This window comes from Paraburkholderia sp. SIMBA_053, assembly GCF_046534895.1.
Lineage (GTDB): Bacteria > Pseudomonadota > Gammaproteobacteria > Burkholderiales > Burkholderiaceae > Paraburkholderia > Paraburkholderia caledonica.
The window spans coordinates 51,632-68,593 of the sequence record NZ_JAWRXU010000010.1 but is presented as its reverse complement, the minus strand read 5'-3'; the positions used below and the strand labels follow the sequence as shown (position 1 = coordinate 68,593).

16 protein-coding genes are annotated in these 16,962 nt (G+C 63.0%); 6 read left to right on the top strand and 10 right to left on the bottom strand.

Features of this window, described 5'->3' with window-relative positions:
• Positions 1–2,250, top strand: coding sequence for a xanthine dehydrogenase family protein molybdopterin-binding subunit (locus tag SB753_RS25280; protein WP_087754446.1), 2,250 nt, complete (start codon positions 1–3; stop codon positions 2,248–2,250).
• Between the two features lie 12 nt (positions 2,251–2,262).
• Positions 2,263–3,558, top strand: a complete 1,296-nt coding sequence (locus SB753_RS25275) for a cytochrome c (protein ID WP_087754445.1) — start codon at positions 2,263–2,265, stop codon at positions 3,556–3,558.
• A 93-nt stretch (positions 3,559–3,651) separates the two neighbouring features.
• Here the strand turns inward: SB753_RS25275 and SB753_RS25270 are convergent, their stop codons facing one another.
• The 7 genes from SB753_RS25270 to SB753_RS25240 all read right to left on the bottom strand — a co-directional run bounded on the left by SB753_RS25270 (position 3,652) and on the right by SB753_RS25240 (position 10,087).
• Positions 3,652–4,308 carry an amino acid ABC transporter permease gene (locus SB753_RS25270; RefSeq protein WP_027800089.1) on the bottom strand — a complete coding sequence of 219 codons (657 nt, stop codon included), beginning with the start codon at positions 4,306–4,308 and terminating at the stop codon, positions 3,652–3,654.
• A gap of 2 nt (positions 4,309–4,310) precedes the next feature.
• Positions 4,311–5,057 (bottom strand): amino acid ABC transporter permease, encoded by a 747-nt coding sequence (locus tag SB753_RS25265; RefSeq protein ID WP_020070418.1) that lies wholly within the window; start codon positions 5,055–5,057, stop codon positions 4,311–4,313.
• A 40-nt stretch (positions 5,058–5,097) separates the two neighbouring features.
• Entirely contained in the window at positions 5,098–5,922 is an 825-nt protein-coding gene (locus tag SB753_RS25260; RefSeq protein ID WP_087754534.1) for a transporter substrate-binding domain-containing protein, read from the bottom strand.
• 65 nt (positions 5,923–5,987) lie between these two features.
• The gene (locus tag SB753_RS25255; protein WP_087754444.1) at positions 5,988–7,064 is read right to left on the bottom strand and encodes an ABC transporter ATP-binding protein; all 1,077 of its coding nucleotides are present in this window, start codon (positions 7,062–7,064) and stop codon (positions 5,988–5,990) included.
• A 40-nt stretch (positions 7,065–7,104) separates the two neighbouring features.
• Positions 7,105–7,995 (bottom strand): ABC transporter permease, encoded by an 891-nt coding sequence (locus SB753_RS25250; RefSeq protein WP_087754443.1) that lies wholly within the window; start codon positions 7,993–7,995, stop codon positions 7,105–7,107.
• Positions 7,992–8,915, bottom strand: a complete 924-nt coding sequence (locus SB753_RS25245; RefSeq protein WP_410802438.1) for an ABC transporter permease — start codon at positions 8,913–8,915, stop codon at positions 7,992–7,994. The genes SB753_RS25250 and SB753_RS25245 overlap by 4 nt, the downstream gene beginning before the upstream one ends.
• Before the next feature lie 77 nt (positions 8,916–8,992).
• The gene (locus SB753_RS25240; protein WP_410802436.1) at positions 8,993–10,087 is read right to left on the bottom strand and encodes an ABC transporter substrate-binding protein; all 1,095 of its coding nucleotides are present in this window, start codon (positions 10,085–10,087) and stop codon (positions 8,993–8,995) included.
• 528 nt (positions 10,088–10,615) lie between these two features.
• Here SB753_RS25240 and SB753_RS25235 point away from each other — a divergent pair.
• Positions 10,616–11,509 (top strand): LysR substrate-binding domain-containing protein, encoded by an 894-nt coding sequence (locus SB753_RS25235; protein WP_204523490.1) that lies wholly within the window; start codon positions 10,616–10,618, stop codon positions 11,507–11,509.
• A 46-nt stretch (positions 11,510–11,555) separates the two neighbouring features.
• Here SB753_RS25235 and SB753_RS25230 read toward each other — a convergent pair whose 3' ends face one another.
• The gene (locus SB753_RS25230) at positions 11,556–12,638 is read right to left on the bottom strand and encodes a calcium:proton antiporter (RefSeq protein WP_087754439.1); all 1,083 of its coding nucleotides are present in this window, start codon (positions 12,636–12,638) and stop codon (positions 11,556–11,558) included.
• A 413-nt stretch (positions 12,639–13,051) separates the two neighbouring features.
• Positions 13,052–13,417 carry a BON domain-containing protein gene (locus SB753_RS25225; protein ID WP_020070427.1) on the bottom strand — a complete coding sequence of 122 codons (366 nt, stop codon included), beginning with the start codon at positions 13,415–13,417 and terminating at the stop codon, positions 13,052–13,054.
• A gap of 452 nt (positions 13,418–13,869) precedes the next feature.
• On the opposite strand from SB753_RS25225, the gene SB753_RS25220 reads away from it, so the two are divergent.
• Both SB753_RS25220 and SB753_RS25215 read left to right on the top strand, forming a co-directional pair.
• Positions 13,870–14,517 (top strand): DNA-3-methyladenine glycosylase, encoded by a 648-nt coding sequence (locus SB753_RS25220; RefSeq protein WP_410802434.1) that lies wholly within the window; start codon positions 13,870–13,872, stop codon positions 14,515–14,517.
• Between the two features lie 264 nt (positions 14,518–14,781).
• On the top strand, positions 14,782–15,126 hold the full coding sequence (locus SB753_RS25215; RefSeq protein WP_410802432.1) for a DUF4148 domain-containing protein: 345 nt from the start codon (positions 14,782–14,784) through the stop codon (positions 15,124–15,126).
• Between the two features lie 422 nt (positions 15,127–15,548).
• On the opposite strand, the gene SB753_RS25210 is transcribed toward SB753_RS25215, so the two are convergent.
• Positions 15,549–15,992, bottom strand: a complete 444-nt coding sequence (locus tag SB753_RS25210; protein ID WP_020070430.1) for a CBS domain-containing protein — start codon at positions 15,990–15,992, stop codon at positions 15,549–15,551.
• A 300-nt stretch (positions 15,993–16,292) separates the two neighbouring features.
• Between SB753_RS25210 and ribA the strand changes: the two genes are divergently transcribed.
• The gene (gene ribA, locus SB753_RS25205; protein WP_020070431.1) at positions 16,293–16,943 is read left to right on the top strand and encodes a GTP cyclohydrolase II; all 651 of its coding nucleotides are present in this window, start codon (positions 16,293–16,295) and stop codon (positions 16,941–16,943) included.
• Positions 16,944–16,962: the final 19 nt, after the last annotated feature.

The window sequence follows — 16,962 nt, the reverse complement described above, 5'->3', positions numbered from 1 at the left end:
ATGTCGCAAGGATTGCTCGATGCACAGAACGGCGCAACGTCTTCGCCCGAGGCAAACGGAAAGCGCGGCGTGTCGCGCCGCACATTCCTCAAGCTGAGTGTGACCGTCGGCGCGGCGGCCGGCGGCGGGCTGCTGCTCGGCTTCAGCATGCCGGCCGTCAGTCAGGACCAGAAAGCCGGCAAGTCGGTGATTGGCGGCGACGCGAACGAAGCGGCGCAGAACGGCGTGTTCGCACCGAATGCATTCATCCAGATCGACACGGCAGGCAAGGTTACGCTGGTGATTCCTAAGGTCGAGATGGGTCAGGGCGTCTATACGTCGATTCCAATGTTGATCGCCGAAGAACTCGAAGTGCCGCTCGACACCGTCACGCTCGATCACGCGCCGCCTGACGAGAAGCTCTTCACCGACCCGCTGCTCGGCGGCCAGCTCACCGGCGGATCGACGTCGATCCGCTATGCATGGGAACCGATGCGCAAGGCGGGGGCCACCGCGCGCATGCTGCTTATCGGCGCGGCCGCGCAGCAATGGCAAGTAGACGCCGCGAGCTGTCATGCGAAATCCGGCCAGGTCATTCACGCGGCGAGCAATCGCAGCATCGGCTATGGCCAGCTGGTGGATGCCGCGGCCAAGCTGCCGGTGCCGCAGAACGTGCCGCTGAAGGACCCGAAAGACTTCAAGATCATCGGCACGGCTGTGAAGCGCCTCGATTCGCCGGAAAAAGTGGATGGCACCGCAACGTTCGGCCTCGACGTGCGACTACCCGACATGGTCTACGCGGCCATCGCTAACTGTCCCGTGTTCGGTGGCAAGCTTGCGAGCGTCGACGATACCAACGCGAAGAAGATCCCCGGCGTGCGTCAGGTCGTCAAGATCGACAACGCGGTCGCCGTGATCGGCGATCACACGTGGGCAGCCAAACGCGGGCTGCAGGCGCTCGACATCAAATGGAACGAGGGCGCGGACGCAAAGCTTTCGATGAAGCAGATCGTCGACGATCTGGCCAATGCGTCGCAACGCAACGGCGCGGTCGCACGCAAAGACGGCGATGTGGTGCACGCCTTTTCGAACGCGAAGACGCGAGTCGATGCCGTCTATCAGCAGCCGTTTCTCGCGCATGCCACGATGGAGCCGATCAACTGTACCGTGCATGTGCGCCCCGATGGCTGCGAAATCTGGCTCGGCTCGCAGGTGCCCACGCGCGTGCGCGACGCGGCAATGGCCGTGACCGGCTTGCCCGCCGACAAGATCGTCGTGCACAACCATCTGATCGGCGGCGGCTTCGGTCGCCGGCTCGAGTTCGATATGGTCACGCAGGCGGTCAAGATCGGCAAGCAGGTGTCGACGCCCGTCAAAGTGTTGTGGACGCGCGAAGAAGACATTCAGCACGACATGTACCGGCCGTACTACTACGACAAGATTTCCGCAGGCCTCGACGCGAACGGCAAGCCGCTCGCGTGGCAGCACCGGATCGTCGGTTCGTCGATCATGGCGCGCTTTGCACCGCCTGCATTCAAGGACGGGCTCGATCCCGACGCGGTCGAAGTCGCGTCCGATCTGCCGTACGACTTGCCCAACCAGCTTGTCGACTACGTGCGCCAGGAGCCGCACGCCATTCCCACCGCGTTCTGGCGCGGCGTGGGCCCGACGCGCGGCACGTTCGTGGTCGAAAGTTTTATCGACGAACTCGCGGCCGAGGCCAAGGTGGACCCGGTCAAATACCGGCGCGATCTGCTCGGCAAGACGCCGCGCGCGCTGAACGTGCTCAACACTGCCGCGCAGGCGGCCAATTGGGGCAGCGCGGTGCCGAAGGGCCAAGGGCGCGGCGTGTCGGTCATGCATGCGTTCGGCAGCTACTTCGCGATCGTCGTCGATGTCGCGGTCGATCAGGGCGAGGTGGCGGTCAAGCGCGTGGTGTGCGCGGTCGATTGCGGAATGGTCGTCAATCCGAACACCGTCGAAGCGCAGGTGCAAGGCGGGATCATCTTCGGCATTACGGCGGCGCTTTATAGCGAGATCACGATCAAGGACGGCCGCGTGGAGCAGAACAACTTCACGGACTACCGGATGCTGCGTATCGACGAGACGCCGCCTATCGACGTGCATATCGTGAAGAGCAGCGAGGCGCCGGGCGGCATCGGCGAGCCGGGAACAGCCGCGCTCGCGCCCGCACTGACCAATGCGATTTTCGCGGCCACCGGCAAGCGGCTGCGGCAATTGCCGGTCGGCAGCCAGTTGAAAACCGCTTAACGGGAGCCCGACATGAAAAACACTCTGAAGGGTTTCGGTGCGGCGCTATGCGTGGCGTTGCCTTTTCTGACCCAGACATCGCCGGCAAGCGCGGCGGCATCCGCAGCCGACCAGGCGCTCGTGCAACGCGGCGCGTATCTGGCGAAGGCCGGCGATTGCGCTGCATGCCACACGGCGCCGAAAGGCAAGCCGTTCGCGGGCGGCTTGCCGATGAACACGCCGATGGGCCAGATCTACACCACCAACATCACGCCTGACGCGCAAACCGGTATCGGCAGTTATACGGAACAGGACTTTGCCCGCGCCATGCGCGAAGGTGTCGCGAAAGACGGGCACAACCTGTATCCGGCGATGCCGTATCCGTCGTATGCAAAGGTCAACGACGAAGACATGAAAGCGCTCTACGCGTTTTTCATGAGCGGCGTCGCGCCGGTGCAGCAGGCCAATCGCGAGTCCGACATCAAATGGCCGATGAACATGCGCTGGCCGTTGAAGCTCTGGAACATGGTGTTCCTCGAGAAGGGCGTGTACCAGAACAAGCCGGGCAAGGACGTCGCATGGAATCGCGGCGCGTATCTGATCCAGGGACTCGGGCACTGCGGCTCATGTCACACGCCGCGCGGCATTGCGTTCCAGGAGAAGGCGCTCGACGAAACCGGCAGCGCGTTTCTGACTGGCGGTCTGCTCGACAACTGGTACGCGACGAACCTCACCGGCGAACATAACGTCGGCCTCGGGCGCTGGAGCGATCAGGACTTGCAGGCGTTCCTGAAGACCGGCGCGAATCGTCACGCTTCCGCATTCGGCTCGATGACGAGCGTGATCAACAACAGCACGCAAAACCTGAACGACGGCGATATCGCGGCGATGACGACGTATCTGAAGTCGCTGCCGGCGGTGGGCGGCAACGGTGCGCCGCCCTACAAGTACGATCCGCAAACGACGAAAGTGTCGCTCAACCGTCCCGCGAACGATGCCGGCGCGCGCGTCTATACCGCGTATTGCATGCATTGTCACGGCGTCGACGGACGCGGTTTTGCGCCGATGCTCGCGCCGTTGGCCGGCAATCCGAACGTGCTGGAAAAGGACGCGTCGTCGCTCATCAACGTGACGCTGAACGGCACCGAGGACCTCGTGATCGGCGGCATTCCCGCGCCGTATCCGATGCCGAAGTACGCGCCGGTGCTCAACGACCAGCAGATCGCCGACGTGCTCACGTTCGTGCGCGCCGGCTGGAACAACGGCGCGCCCGCAGTCACGGCCGCCGACGTGACGAAGCTGCGCAAGTCGACTCAAGCGGCGCGCTAGCTGTAGCGTAAAGCGTGAGCGCATGAAAAAGCGTCAACCGTCTTTCGGCGGTTGACGCTTTTTACCTTCTGCGACGCACCCGGCTCGCGAGGTCTAGCGATGCTGTCCGACCTTTTGCCGCTTCTCCAGCACGCGTGCGTACCAGGTCAGCGGAAAGCACATCGCGAAGTAGATCATGGCGACCATCCCGTAGATGGGAAACGGCCGGAACGCTGCGTTCGTAATCATCGTGCCGGTCTTCGTCAATTCAGTGAAGCCGATAATCGACGCCAGCGCAGTGCTCTTGACTACCTGCACGAGAAAGCCGACCGTCGGCGCAACGGCGATTTTGAGCGCCTGCGGCCAGACGATATAACGCAACTGCTGGCTGAACGTCATGCCGAGACTCGCGCCGGCGGCCCACTGACCGCGCGGCACGGCTTCCACACAGCCTCGCCAGATGTCGACCAGATACGCGCTCGTGTAAAGCGTGAGCGTGACCGTGGCGGCGACCCACGGCGACACGTCCACGCCGAGAAGCGGCAGACCAAAAAACGCGAGAAAGAGTTGCATGAGTAGCGGCGTGCCCTGAAACACCTCCACATAGAGCACGACGATGCGGCGCAGCCACGCGATCGGCGACACACGCATGGCGAGCAGGATCAGGCCAACGATGCCGCCGCCGACAAACGCGATCAACGAAAGCAGCACTGTCCAGCGCGCCGCGAGCAGCAGATTGCGAGCGATGTCCCACAGGGTGAATTCGACCATGATCAACGCTCCGCGGGCAGGGTGCGGGCGCCGCGCCACATCAGGCGGGCGCGCCAGCTGCGAGGCGCGCTGTCGGCGCCGCGCGCGGTGCGGCCCGCAAACAGGCCGCGTCCGAACCGGTTGAGAATTTGCCGCAGCACGATGGACAGCAGCAGATACGTCGCCGTGATGATCAGGTAGCTCTCGAACGACCGGAAATTGCGCGACTGAATGAAGTTGGCTGCGTACGTGAGATCGGGAACGGAGATCTGCGACACCACCGCCGAGCCGAGCATCACGATCAGCACCTGGCTCAGAAGCGCGGGAAACACATTGGCGAGCGCCTGCGGCAGAACGATGTAGCGAAACACTTGCCGTCCATGGAGACCGAGCGCTTGCGCGGCCTGAACCTGGCCGCGCGAAATGGAGTCGATGCCCGCGCGCACGATTTCGATTGCGTAGGCACCCAGGTTGACGGTCATCGCCAGAATTGCCGCCTGTATTTCGTCGATATGAATACCGAGGCTCGGCAAGCCGAAGAACACGAAGAACAACTGCACGATGAACGGCGTGTTGCGGATCAGTTCCACATAGCTCGCCACGACCCAGCGCGCCCATTTTGGTCCGGCCACGGCGACGCTCGCGCCCGCGATGCCGACCACGGCGCCGAGCAAGGTCGAGATCGCCGTGAGTCCCAATGTGACGGCTACACCGCGCGCGAGCATCCCCGCATAGAGGCCGAAGCCGCTGAAATCGAACGCATAGGTCATGGCGTGGCGCTCATCGTGAGTCAAACTCCGTACAGGAAAATCAGAGGTCGGCCGGCAACGGCGTGCGCAGCCATTTCTGCGAAATCGCATTCATGGTGCCGTCCTTGCGGGCCTTGGCTATGGTTTCGTCGACTTTCTGCTTCAGACGCGGCTCGTTCTTGTTCAAACCGACGTGATCCGGCGAGCTGAAAAGCGAGAACTTCTGCTCGGGATCGTTCGCGGGATGACGCGCGAGAATCGTAGCGCCGACGTCGTTGCCGACGACCATCAACTGTACCTGACCAGAAAGAAACGCCGAAATTGCTCCGTTAGGATCGTCGAAACGTTTGATGTTCGCGCTGGGCGGCGCGATCTTCGTCACGCTCAGGTCTTCCAGCGTGCCGCGCGCGACCGAAATCGATTTGCCCGCCAGATCGGCGGCGTTTTTCACCGGCAATGCTTTCGGGCCGAATACGGCCAGGTAGTACGGTGCGTACGGCTGCGAGAAGTCGATCACCTTCTCGCGCTCGGGCGTCTGGCCGACCGACAGCAGCATGTCGGCCTTACGGTCCGCGAGGTATGCCATGCGGTTGTCGCCCGTCACCTGCACCAGTTCGACCTTCGCGTTGAGCGCGCGGCCGATCAGATTCGCGACGTCAATGTCATAGCCCATCGGCTTCATGTCCGGCCCGATCGAGCCGAACGGCGGATAGTCCATGAACACGCCAATGCGCACGGTGCCCGATTTGGCAATGCTGTCGAGCGCATCGGCATGAGCGGCCGGCGAAAACGCGCTGAGCGCGCCAGCGCCGGTGAACGCGAGCGCTGCGGCCAGCGTGGCGAATGCGCGGCGCGCTGTCGATCGAACGGGCTTGGGTTGATTCATGAGCTGATTCATAGTCTGTCCTCTGTCGAATGTGTGCAACTGTTGTGTTGGAATGCGATTTGATATCACTGCACCGCTCGCGCGGCGATCAGCTTGCACGCGTGCGGCGGCAGTTCGGCCAGCACCGGCATGCCGAGCGCAAGGCCCGGTGTTTCGCGCGGCGTAGTTGCGGCAGTCAGCGTAAAGCCGGCGCAATCTATCGTCGCCTCAAGCGAGGCGCCTACGTCGCGGATAAACGTGACCGTACCGGCCAGCCGGTTGGGCCCCGCAGCGGCGCCGGTCGCGGATTTCACGCAGACGTCCTCGGGACGGATCAGCAAACGGATGTCGCTCGTGGACTCCGGAACGCGAGCCGCCTGCGACACCGCAATGCGCACGCCGCCTGGCAGACTGACCGCGCCCGCGCCGTCGTAAGTGACCGGCAGGATATTACCGAGCCCGATAAAGTCGGCCACGAACTCGCTGACCGGATCGCGATAGATGTCGAGCGGCTTACCGACCTGAGCGATGCGGCCTTTTTCCATTACGACGATTTCATCGGCCATGGTCATTGCTTCGCGCTGATCGTGCGTGACCATGATCGTGGTGATGCCGAGGCGCTGTTGCAGCAGGCGAATTTCCACTTGCATCGCTTCGCGCAGTTTGGCGTCGAGCGCGGAAAGCGGTTCGTCCAGAAGCAGCAGTTTCGGCTGCGACGCGATCGCACGCGCAATCGCCACCCGTTGCCGCTGGCCGCCGGAAAGCTGGGTGACCGGCCGGTTCGCCATGTGCGGCAACTGGATCAGTTCGAGCAGTTCGGCGATCCGGCGCGCCTGTTCGGGCTTCGGCGTCTTACGCAGCTTCAGCGGATAGGCGACGTTTTGCGCGACGCTCATGTGCGGAAAGAGCGCGAGTGACTGGAACACCATGCCGAAGTCGCGCTGGTTGGCCGGCACGCGCGTGATGTCGCGGCCCGCGAATTCGATGCTGCCCGAGGTCGGCGTTTCGAGGCCGGCGATCATCCGCAGCAAGGTGGTTTTGCCGCAGCCCGACGGGCCGAGAAAGCACACGAGCTTGCCGTCCGGCACGCTCAGATCGACGCTGTCGACAGCATAGGCCGCGCCGAAGCGCCGGGTCACGGCCTGCAAGGTCAGATGAGTCATCGAATGCTCCAGCAAGAAGGCGTCGGAAAAACACGAGCGGTCACAGCGCAACCCCTTCGTCGCCGATCAGCTTTTCGAGCAGCCAGATCAGCGCGAAATCGATCGCGACGATAAACACCGCGAAGCAGAACACGGTCGGATCGAGCGACGACACCGTGCGGCTGTAGAGCCACACCGGCAAGGTCATCGTGTCGATGGTGTACAGGAAGAACGTCACGGTGAATTCGTTGAACGACACGATGAACGCGAACAGCATGCCGGCGAGAATGCCCGGCCGCATCAGCGGCAGGATCACGTCGACGAGCGCGCGGGCCGGGCTCGCGCCCATCACGCAGGCCGCTTCTTCGAACTCGGGACCAATCGAGGCGACCGACGCCGCGCAGTTTTTCACCGTGAAGGGCAGGGCCAGAATCACGTGCGCGACGATCAGGCGGAAGACGCCGAGTTCGACCGGCAGCACGTTGAAGACGAGCAACAGCGACAGGCCCAGCATCACGAGCGGATAGACGAGCGGCAGCGCGACCAGTTGCTCGACTGCCGGTTTGCCGCGAAAGCGATAGCGGCTCAGCGCGTAAGCCGCGGGCACGGAGACGAGCGTCGCGATCAGCATGGTCGACAGCGCGACGATCAGGCTCGTGCTCAACGCGGCGCCCATCGAAAGAGAACTGGTTGCGTCCGGCGACACGAAGCTTTGCCATGCGGCGCGATACCAGTGCAGACCGTACGCGTGCGGCGGGAATTCCAGCGTGTCGGCCGCGCTGAACGACATCGTGATCATGGTGAGAATGGGCAGCGCGGCGACGAACAGCACGATCGCCGCGACCAACGCGGTGGCCTTGCCGAGCTGACCGGGCAGAGCGTTGGACAGACGCGGCCAGCGGGGCGGCGGCGACGCGCGATGCAGGCGCGCACTCGGGACGGGCGTGCTCATGCGTGGGGCTCCTCGGCGAGACGTTGGGCGCGGCGCACGAGTCGTTGTGAAAGCGCCATCACGGCGAGCGTCGCGATCATCAATACGACACCGGATGCCGACGCGGCCGGCCAGTTCAGCAAAGGCGCGACCTGATCGTGAACCAGTACCGCGAGCATCGGCACGCGGCGGCCGCCGAGCAGCAGCGGCACGGCGAACGCGCTGGCGTTATAGGCGAACACGAGTAGCGCGCCCGACACCAGACCGGGCATGGCGAGCGGCAACAGGACATGCCGCAGCGTTTGCCAGCGCGTTGCACCGAGCGTCGCCGCGGCTTCCTCGAATGAACTGGAGACGGCGCGCATGGCACTCGAAAGCGGCAGCACCGCAAGTGGAAACGCCGTCTGGATCAGGCCGAGCAGCACGCCGTTTTCACGGTACAGCCACATCAACGGACGATGCATGAGACCGCTGCCGAGCAGCGCGTGATTGAGCAAACCGGCCGGGCCGAGGATGATCAGCCAGCCGTAGCCTTGCAGCAGCAGATTGACGAGCAGCGGCAGCAGCACGCCGGCCAGCAACAGCCGCCGCGCGAGACGCGATTTGGTGCGCGCCATCGCAAGCGCGACCGGAATGGCCAGCAGCACCGCGCAGATCATGCTCTGGAACGCGAGCTTCAATGTGAGCCACAACGACCGCATGAAGTAGCCGTCCAGCAGATCAGCGTAGTTCTGCAGCGTGAAGCCATGCCATTCGTTGCCTTGCGTGCCGAAGCTCATGCGTAACACGACGAGCGCCGCCGCGCCGAGCACCGCGAGAAACAACAGGATCGGCGCGAGCAGCAGCCATGGCCGCGCCTTCTGCGCGACGCTGGCTGCAGGCGCGTCGGGTCCTGCGGCGTCGGGTCCGGCGTTGAGTGCCGCGCGGGACGCGGCGCTCATGCCAGGCGCCGCCTCGTGAGCCGTAGCATCGGAGGAGGCCGCTGAAGCACGCCGCGAGAAGCGCGCGGGCATCGTCGTCATGCCGAAAAGATTTCGGTGTAGCGCTTGATCCACGCGGGCTGCACGGCGGCGAGCGCCTTGTCGTCATGCAGCACGGCTTTTTCGGCGATCTGCTGCGCGCTTGGCACGAACGCGCGGCTCTCGGCGGGAATCACCGCTTTCGAATTGACCGGGCCGTTGAGCACGTCGGCGGCCATGCGGCCTTGCACGCCGGCATCGAGCGAATGGTTGATGAAGGCATGGATGAGATCGATGTCGCCGGGATGCGCTTTCGGGATCACCGTGAACATCAATTGCGTGGCGAAGCCTTCTTTCATGCCGTACGTCACGCCCATCTTGTATTCCGGCTTGCGAATCTGATCGGGGAAAAACGCCGGCGAATAGATGCCGCCAATGTCGAGCGAGCCGGTGCGAAAGAGATCGGCCACCTGATTCGGATTTTCACCGAGCGTCATGACGTGGTCTTTCAGTTGCATCAGCTTCTTGAAACCGGGCTCGATGTTCTGCTGCGAGCCGCCGTTCATCTTCGCGGCGATGATCGCCAGATCGACCGCTTCGGCCCATTCCGGCGGCGGCAGGAACAGGCGGCCGGCGTATTTGGGGTCCCACAGCGCTTCATACGACGACGGCGCGGTTTTCACCGTCGACGTGTTGTAGATCAGACCGTCGGACCACAGCAGGTAGCCAATGCCAAAGCCGTTCGCGCCAGTGCGGTACTGCGGCGCCACTTCTTTCAGGTTGGGCAGCTTGTCGAGATCGGGCTTCATCAGCAAGCCCGCATCGCCGAGACCGGCTGCGCCCACGCCCGCGAGCGTGATGACGTCGTAGGTCGGGCGCTCGCCCGCGGCCTTGACCTTCGCGACCATGCCCGAGGTGCCGTCGGCACGGTCGGCGATCACCTTCGCGCCGGTCTTCGCGATGAACGTCGCGGCGATGTTGCGCAGCGCGGCCGCGCCCGTGTCGTCCGACCATGTCAGGAGCCGCAACGTCTTGCCGCTGAAGTTCTGCTGCTGCGCGCGCAGATTGACGAACGGCATCGGCAACGTGGACGCCGCGAGCGCTGCGCCAATCGTCTTGATGGCCTGCCTTCTGCCCCGTTTGATCTCTTGCATGGCGGTCTCCCTGTGTTGAACGCCTGTTGCCTGGTGATAATCGCTGTGACCGCTGCCGCCGCACCGCACGGCACCGATCGTTGGCGTTGGCGGATGCGTACTGTGGATGCACTCTAGGTTTGCCAAAATCCGTCAACAAACGAAATATGCGCATGGAGGGCATGACGTAATCTCATGCCGGGCATGTATCGCGAACTGCGGAAAGCGCGTCACGCAATCCACCCGAAGGTTGAGCCACCGGCGTATTCGGGTTAACGTCCATGCTTTTCCGCACTCTGCGCTTGCCCGTAGGTATGAGCAAAGCTCGGTTCTGGTGCGTTTGTGGCGGCCTCGTGCCCCGCTGCAGTGCGCGCCGCGCACATTCGGCGCGTTTTTCGACCGGCGCATGAGCGCAACGCATGCCGCTACGCGTTGCCACGACTCGTGCGGCGACGCGCGATCGCGTATCCTGTGGGCAGGCGACGAATGACGACATCGGTCCTTCACACCGCCTCAATGATTTTTTCTGATCCGGATACCTGATACTTCATGCGACGCCTTCCGCCGCTCAACGCGCTGCAGATTTTCGAAACCGTTGCGCGTCACCGCAGCTTCACGCGCGCCGCCGATCATCTGTGCCTTACGCAAGGCGCGGTGAGCCGGCAGATCATCGCGCTGGAGGACTACTACAAGTTTCCGCTCTTCAAGCGCCACGCGAAAGGGCTGACATTGACCGCCGAGGGCGAGCTGCTGCTGCCGGCGGTGAAGGAAAGCTTCGCGCGAATCGAGGAGATTTCGCTGCGCTTGACGCGCCAACGCACGGACCTCGCGCTGAAGGTGCCCACTTGCGTCATGCGCTGGATGCTGCCGAAAATCATGCGCTTCCAGGCCGAATATCCGGACCTGCATGTACAGATCACCACGACATGGCAGCACGACGTCGACTTCCAACTCGAACCGTTCGATGCCGCGATCATTTATGGCTCGTCGCCCGGTGCGGACGTGCAGGCGGTGCCGTTATTCGAGGAGCGTCTCACGCCCGTGTGCGCGCCCGATCTGTTGAAGGACAAGCCGCTCGCGGCCGTCGGGGATCTCGCGCGGCATACGCTGTTGCATCCGACGCGAGATCATCGTGACTGGAAAATGTGGCTTGCCAAGATCGCCGAAGCAGACACGGCAGACGCGCGCGAGATCGACGCCGAGCACGGGCCGAGCTTCGACACTCTGGACATGGCAACCAACGCCGCGTTGCAGGGCTTCGGCGTGGCGATCAGCGACCTCGCGCTAATCGACGAGGACGTGGCCGCGAGGCGTCTCGTGCGGCCTTTCGATATGGTCCTCAAAACGGGTTGGCGCTACTACTTCGTGTATCCCGATTCGGTTGCGCATCAGCAGAAGCTGAATCTCTTTCGCGACTGGATCGCCGCGCATTGGGAAGAATAGGTGTCGATGTTCCGCGCGTTTGAAGGCGGGGCGGCAGAGCGCAAAGCTACGGCGCGAACGACAGGAACAGATATGCGGCGAAGAGCGACAGGTGCACCGCGCCTTGAAGGATCGTCGTGCGTCCTGTGCTCAGCGTCAGCGTGCCGACAATCAGCGTAAGCACGAGCAGCACGGTCTCCTTGCCGTCCAGGCCGAGCACGAGCGGTTGCCCCGTCGTCAGGAACACGGCCGCCACGGTTGGAATAGTCAAGCCGATACTCGCGAGCGCGGAGCCGAGCGCCAGATTCAGGCTGTTCTGCAAGCGGTCGGCGCGCGCCGCGCGCACGGCGGCGAGACCTTCCGGCAGCAACACCAGCGCGGCGATGATGATGCCTACCACCGCCGGCGGCGCGCCGGCATTCTGAACCGCTGTCTCCACGACCGGCGACAACACTTTCGCGAGCAGCACCACCGCGACGAGGCACACCACCAGCAAGCCGCCGCTCGTAAGCGCGAGTCCGGCGCTGGGCGGCGCGGCGTGCACGTCTTCGTCGGGCACGTCGGCGAGAAAGTAATCGCGATGGCGAACCGTCTGGACGAATACGAACACGCCGTACAGCACTAGCGACGACACGCCGGCGAAAGCGAGTTGCGACGGCGACAGCATCGGGCCGACGCTCGTCGTCGTGTAGTTCGGCATGACGAGGGTCAGCACCGATAGGGACGCCAGCACGGCGAGAGCCGCAGCCGCGCCGCGGCTCTGAAAATCCTGCTCGCGGTGGCGGATGCCGCCCACGAGCACGCACAGTCCGACGATCCCATTGCAGACGATCATGACCGCGGCGAACACGGTATCGCGTGCGAGGCCCGCTTTCTCGGGGCCGGACGTCAGCATGACGGAGACGATCAGCGCGACCTCGATCACGGTCACGGCCACAGCGAGAACTAGCGTGCCAAACGGCTCGCCGACGCGGTGCGCGACCACTTCAGCGTGATGAACTGCCGTGAAGACCGCGGCGCAGAGCGCGATACCCACTAGCACGAGCAGTAACTGGTTGCCCGGCAACGCGTAGGCCGCGCCCAGTACGATCCACGCAACCAGCGGCACGGCGAGAGTCCAGCGGGGCAAGACGGTCGGCGGCTTGGCCATCGGGCATCCTTTTGTCTGGTACTTGTTCGTGAATCGTGCGACGAGGCGGGCTATGGAAACGGGAGCGACGAATTAAACCGGTGCGTTAGGAGGATGGTGCAACGGTTTGGATGGTAGAGCTTTTTATCAGGCGCGGGGAAGGTTTGTTGATGGCGCTGCGGGTCCTGGCAGCACGAGATTGGGCAGGGAATTGCCACGCTGGAGGCCGCGCTGGAATGGTCTGGCCGGGATTGCCGACTGTGGACTGCAGACAGCGAACTGCGAACTGCGAACCGCTACGCGTCAAAATGCAACGACACTGCGAAAGAGTTGCTCGAGCCTGTTACGCCCGGCAGTGTGCAAACGTCAGGCAACTCGACGCCGGCACTTGCCGAGGTTGCTGCCGGCGCCACGCGAGCGCCGGCTTCTGGTCGTTACTGGCCGACCGGGCGAACCGTCAATGCGTTCTTCACCGACGTCACGCCGGCCACGCCTTGCGCCGCTTGCGTTGCGATGTCGACTTGCGACTGGTCAGGCACCGTGCCGGCCAGCGTCACAGCGCCTCCGCGTGCGCGCACGTTGATGTTCGCGACGCTCAAGCCCTTGGTCTTGGCGAGCGCGCTACGGACCTTGCGTCCGAGCGCACGGTTGGCAGCCTTGGCCTGCTTGCCCGTTGCCGCCGACGACGCCGCGGTTGCCGGTGCGGACGCCGCAGCGTCGCTGCTTTGTGCGGATGCGTTGAGCGATGCCAATACGATCAGCGCGCCGCCGACCATCTTCATTGCCGTGGATGCTTTCATGCGAGTTTCTCCTTGTCGTGAATATGCTCGTCCCCTGGCGGAGACCATGTGTTGCACTACGGGTACAGCGGAATCAAATCGGAAGGACATCACTGCGGGTCTTGCAAATGCTTGAGTCTGACGAGCTCGTTTTGGCTGCTTCGACGGGCCGAAGCCTGCGTGAGCCGGTGCAGGCTTGCTTGGGGCCGGAAGCAAACGATACTCCAATTGGTTCCAGGGTGAATGCGGCGGTGCCCGGAATGAGGCTTTGCTACGACGGTGAAGCCATGATGAGCAAAGCTTTGCTGCATATCCGGGCGGGCTGGTGTAGGCCGTGGCGTTCCGTGTTCCCAAAGAGTGGACTAACGGTGGACTAACGTGGACTTACCGTGAACTACCCAATGCATCAGCCCGCGGACTAACCCACGCACCAGTCACTGCAACCACCAACGCATTCAAAAAAGGCACGCTGCATGAGCAAATCTTTGCTTCCCATCATCCCGTTGTCGCGTAACGATTTGCCCGTGGGGGCCGCTGACCTCGCGCGTTTCATGATCGGCAAATACCTCGTGCACGACGTGCCCGAAGGGCGTATGAGCGGGCGCATCGTCGAGACCGAGGCATATCCGGTAGGCGATTCGACCAGCCATGCGTTCATCGGACGTCGTCCGTACAACGGCTCGATGTTTCTCGCGCCCGGCTACGCTTACGTGCGGCTCACCTACGGCCTATCGTACATGCTCAATATGTCTGCCGAAGCGGAGAACATCGGCGCGGGCATTCTGATTCGCGCGATAGAGCCGCTCGAGGGCCTGCCGCTGATGGAAGCGCGCCGCCCCGGCGTGCCGCTGCGCGACCTGGCGCACGGACCCGGCCGCCTCACGATGGCGTTGGGCATCGGCCAATCATTCGACGGCCAGGATCTTTGCAGCGGGCGCGACCTGTGGATCGGTGTCATCGAAAAAGGCGATATGCCGGTCGGTGTGACGACGCGCATTGGCTTGTCCCGGGAAACGCATCGGCCGCTGCGCTTCTTCGAGCCGGGCAGCGCGTTCGTCAGTGGTCCGCGCAAGCTGCTTCTTGCACCTCACGCCGACCTCGGCGGCAATTCGCAAAATTGACCGTCTTGCGGACGCCGATCTCGCGGATACATACCGCAGCTTCGGACCACGGGAAGGCAGGGGTGGCACATCGGCGAAATTATTACGGCAACGATGCAAGCGGCATTTTGCCTGGCGGCAATTCCGGCTGACTTTTTCGATTACGACAATTATGTATCTCACAATTAGGGGTTTTCCCTCGGTGCGCCGGTGACTAGACTGGAATCACTCGCTTCCACACGGTGTGGCAAGCAGCAAATAAAACCAAGTCTGGAGGTAATAATCATGAAATCGCTTATCAAGGCAGTCGCCATTGCAGCCGTTCTCGCCGCTCCGGTCGCATCGTTCGCTCAATCAAGCCAGCAACCCGTGACGCGTGCGGAAGTCCGCAACGAGCTGATCCAGTTGGAACAGGCAGGTTACAACCCGGCAGTCAGCAATGACCCGAACTATCCGGCCGACGTCCAGGCCGCCGAGCGTCGCGTCCAAGCGCAAAATCCCGCAGTTGCGCAAACGCAATTGCCGGTTGCCGACACCAGCGGTTACGGCGGCGTCGCGAATGGCTCGTCGCAATCGGGCGGCGTGCGTGAGCCCATGACTGGCGCGAAGGCGGTTTATTTCGGCAACTAAGATTCTGCAGCTTGGCCGCGTCGGCAGTCTCCGCTAGTCGAGTCTGCAACCGGCCGGCCAGTTTCTTAAGGCCGCAGAGCGTTGGATTCATCAAGCGTGATACGGCCGCTGCCGCAAGCATTGCAATTCTGGATATGAGCCGGACAGCGTGTTGCTAGATCAGGCGGCGCGCGGTCTTCCAGCCGGGATTGAAATACCGAATCACGTGGTTCTGACACGTTGGGCGGGCCAACGCAAAGACTCAGGTCCATGGCCGACACCGCGTCACACAGCGCCGTAGCCTCATACGCAGGCAAAGCGTTGCGCGGTGTCACATACCGCCCAGGAATTCACAGGAACCTCCGCTGCCGCAAGGTAGCTTGGCCCAACCGTTCAGCGATTGGGCTTTTTTTGCGGCTTGTGAATGCGGCGGGCGCGGCGCGTCAGGGACGCTCGCCGTGAATATAGAACTCGAGTTGCTGAATGGTGAACTGCTGTTCGGCGATGATGTTCTTCACGAGGTCGCCGATCGACACCATTCCCACGAGCCTGTCGTTTTCGATCACCGGCAAGTGGCGCATACGCCGCTCGGTCATGAGCGCCATGCAGTCGTCGGTGGTCTGCTCGGGGCGCACGAAGCGCACGGCCTTGCTCATGATCTCGCGCACCGGCGTGGCCTTCGATGACCGGTCCATCAACACGACCTTGCGCGCGTAATCGCGCTCGGTGACGATCCCCGCGATGCTGTCGCCGTCCGTAACGACGAGCGCGCCAATGCCTTTCTCAGCCATCAGCTTGATCGCTTCGTACACGGAGTCGTCGGCCCGTATCGTGTAGACGGTCGTGTTGTTCGGTTTGGTTTTAAGAAGCTGTGCAACGGTTGTCATGGAGCGGCTCCGTTTCGCGGTGCAGCACGCCGGCGCGGCGGCTGTCGAGGACCAAGCAATTCCAGTATAGGCGCGAGACGCCAGCGAGTGTGTTCGGGAATACCTGGAGCGCGCGAAGCGTTTACTTCGGGTAGTGCGGCCTCAAACTATTGCACTCGCGGTGCGATGGGCGCTTCGCTGGTGCAAGATCCGTGCGCCATGCATGGGCATACGGTGAGGTCGGCCGATTAGCGGTAAACTCCTGTCCGTACCTTATCCCCGGTTTCATCGGGTTCATGTTCAGCACCTTTGTCTAACGCCATGCTCACGTCTCACGATCCGTCGCCCGTAGTAGACGGCGCCATCAACGGCGAATGCGTCGTTCTCGACGCCACCGCCACGCTTCCCACGCGCTACGGCACGTTCACCTCTTACGTGTTTCGCGTGGTCGAAAGCGGCGCCGAACATCTTGCTCTCGTGATGGGCGACGTCGCGAACCGGTCTTCGGTGCTGACACGTTTGCACTCCGAATGCCTGACGGGCGACGTGCTCGGCTCCTACCGCTGCGATTGCGGCGAGCAACTCGATCTGGCGCTGCGCTATATCGCGGCCGAAGGCTGCGGCGTGCTTCTGTATCTGCGTGGGCACGAAGGCCGAGGCATCGGTCTGTCGAACAAGATCCGCGCTTATGCGCTGCAGGAGCAGGGCCGCGATACCGTCGAGGCCAATCTCGATCTCGGTCTGCCGGACGATTCACGCGAATACGACTCGGCGGCGGGCATCTTGCGCACGCTGAAAGTGACCTCGGTCCGCTTGATGAGCAACAATCCCGAAAAGTTCGACACGCTGTCCAAACACGGGATTCCGGTCTGCGAACGCGTCGCACTCGCCATTCCGATGCGCGAGGAAAACGAGCGCTATATCCGTACGAAGCAGCTCAAGTTTGGGCATTACTTCGATGAGAATGAGTAGACGGGAAGCGGTATCTGTG

What these genes read in the sequence shown, in the direction of transcription:
- SB753_RS25280 (WP_087754446.1), top strand. Translation starts at nt 1, where the DNA reads ATGTCGCAAGGATTGCTCGATGCACAGAACGGCGCAACGTCTTCGCCC.
- SB753_RS25275 (WP_087754445.1), top strand. Translation starts at nt 2,263, where the DNA reads ATGAAAAACACTCTGAAGGGTTTCGGTGCGGCGCTATGCGTGGCGTTG.
- SB753_RS25270 (WP_027800089.1), bottom strand. Translation starts at nt 4,308, where the DNA reads ATGGTCGAATTCACCCTGTGGGACATCGCTCGCAATCTGCTGCTCGCG.
- SB753_RS25265 (WP_020070418.1), bottom strand. Translation starts at nt 5,057, where the DNA reads ATGACCTATGCGTTCGATTTCAGCGGCTTCGGCCTCTATGCGGGGATG.
- SB753_RS25260 (WP_087754534.1), bottom strand. Translation starts at nt 5,922, where the DNA reads ATGAATCAACCCAAGCCCGTTCGATCGACAGCGCGCCGCGCATTCGCC.
- SB753_RS25255 (WP_087754444.1), bottom strand. Translation starts at nt 7,064, where the DNA reads ATGACTCATCTGACCTTGCAGGCCGTGACCCGGCGCTTCGGCGCGGCC.
- SB753_RS25250 (WP_087754443.1), bottom strand. Translation starts at nt 7,995, where the DNA reads ATGAGCACGCCCGTCCCGAGTGCGCGCCTGCATCGCGCGTCGCCGCCG.
- SB753_RS25245 (WP_410802438.1), bottom strand. Translation starts at nt 8,915, where the DNA reads ATGAGCGCCGCGTCCCGCGCGGCACTCAACGCCGGACCCGACGCCGCA.
- SB753_RS25240 (WP_410802436.1), bottom strand. Translation starts at nt 10,087, where the DNA reads ATGCAAGAGATCAAACGGGGCAGAAGGCAGGCCATCAAGACGATTGGC.
- SB753_RS25235 (WP_204523490.1), top strand. Translation starts at nt 10,616, where the DNA reads ATGCGACGCCTTCCGCCGCTCAACGCGCTGCAGATTTTCGAAACCGTT.
- SB753_RS25230 (WP_087754439.1), bottom strand. Translation starts at nt 12,638, where the DNA reads ATGGCCAAGCCGCCGACCGTCTTGCCCCGCTGGACTCTCGCCGTGCCG.
- SB753_RS25225 (WP_020070427.1), bottom strand. Translation starts at nt 13,417, where the DNA reads ATGAAAGCATCCACGGCAATGAAGATGGTCGGCGGCGCGCTGATCGTA.
- SB753_RS25220 (WP_410802434.1), top strand. Translation starts at nt 13,870, where the DNA reads ATGAGCAAATCTTTGCTTCCCATCATCCCGTTGTCGCGTAACGATTTG.
- SB753_RS25215 (WP_410802432.1), top strand. Translation starts at nt 14,782, where the DNA reads ATGAAATCGCTTATCAAGGCAGTCGCCATTGCAGCCGTTCTCGCCGCT.
- SB753_RS25210 (WP_020070430.1), bottom strand. Translation starts at nt 15,992, where the DNA reads ATGACAACCGTTGCACAGCTTCTTAAAACCAAACCGAACAACACGACC.
- ribA (WP_020070431.1), top strand. Translation starts at nt 16,293, where the DNA reads ATGCTCACGTCTCACGATCCGTCGCCCGTAGTAGACGGCGCCATCAAC.